General features: G+C 81.3%; 1 protein-coding gene. It reads right to left on the minus strand.

Annotated elements, in window-relative coordinates; genetic code table 11:
* Positions 1 to 1142 (minus strand): AfsR/SARP family transcriptional regulator (locus tag KUM32_RS36335; RefSeq protein WP_217146162.1); only part of this gene is annotated, 1142 nt, incomplete at both ends.

Below are 1142 nucleotides of genomic sequence, written 5' to 3' on the forward strand. Positions count from 1 at the left end.
GCCCGGCACCGACCGCGCTCCCGGAACCCCCGGAGCCCCCGGGACCCACAGCGCCCGCGCCCTCGCCCGGGGGCTGGGGCGCCGGCGGGTACGCCTCGGCCGGTGGGTACGCGGCACCGGCCGGCCCGCCGTCGGCCGGCGGGTAGGAACCGGCCGGGTACCCGCCGTCGCCGTGCGGCCCGGCGCCCGGCCGGGCCCCCGGCCGCGCCGCCGGCTGGGCCGTGGCCGGGGCCTGGGCGCCCGCGCCGTACGGGGCCCGCTCGCCGCCGTAGGGGCCGCCCTCGGCGGCGGGGGCGGCCCGGCCGACCCGCGGATCGCCCGGGCCCTGGCCCGCGGCCGTGCCGCCGCCCGGCGCCCTGCCACGGGGCGCGGCGGGTCGCTGACCCCCCGGCGCGCGCTGGGCGGGCACCGCCGCGTCCGCGTTCAGGATCTCCTCGTACGCGCGGCGCAGCCCCTCGCCCGGGTCCACGCCGAGTTCGTCGCTGAGCAGCCCGCGGGTGCGGTGGTACCAGCCGAGCGCGTCCGACTGCCGGCCCGCCCGGTACAGGGCGCGCATCAGCGTCGCGATCAGGCCCTCGCGCAGCGGGTGCGCGACGGCCTCGGTGTGCAGCACGGCGGCGGCCACGTCGTACTGCCCTAGCTCCTCGTGCGCGTACGCCAGCGCCTCCACCGCCGACAGCCGCCGCTCCTCCAGGGCGTGCGCCGCCGCCGCGTACGGCGGGCTGGTCACGGTGCCGGTCAGGGCGGGGCCGCGCCACAGGCCCAGCGCCTCGCGCAGCATCGGCACGGCGTCGGCCGCCGCGCCCGCCCCGCCCGGGCCGGCGGTCGGGCCGGCGCCCTGCCCCGGGCGACCGGCCGCGTCCCGCCAGCCGGTCATCTCGCGGGCGCGGGCCACCAGTTCCTCGAACCGGTGCGCGTCCACCCGCTCGGCCGGCAGCCGCAGCAGGTACGCCGAACCCTGCGTCGTCAGCTCGACCCCGTAGGTGTGCGCGCCACCGTCCGCGAGCGTGGCCCGCAACCGCGAGACGTGGCCCTGGACGACGGTGCGGGCGTGCTCGGGCGGATCGTCCTCCCACAGCGCGGTGATCAGCCGCTCCACCGGCACCGTGGTGTTCGCCTGGAGCAGCAGCATGGCCAGTACG

The sequence above is a fragment of the Streptomyces sp. AC627_RSS907 genome (assembly GCF_019049165.1).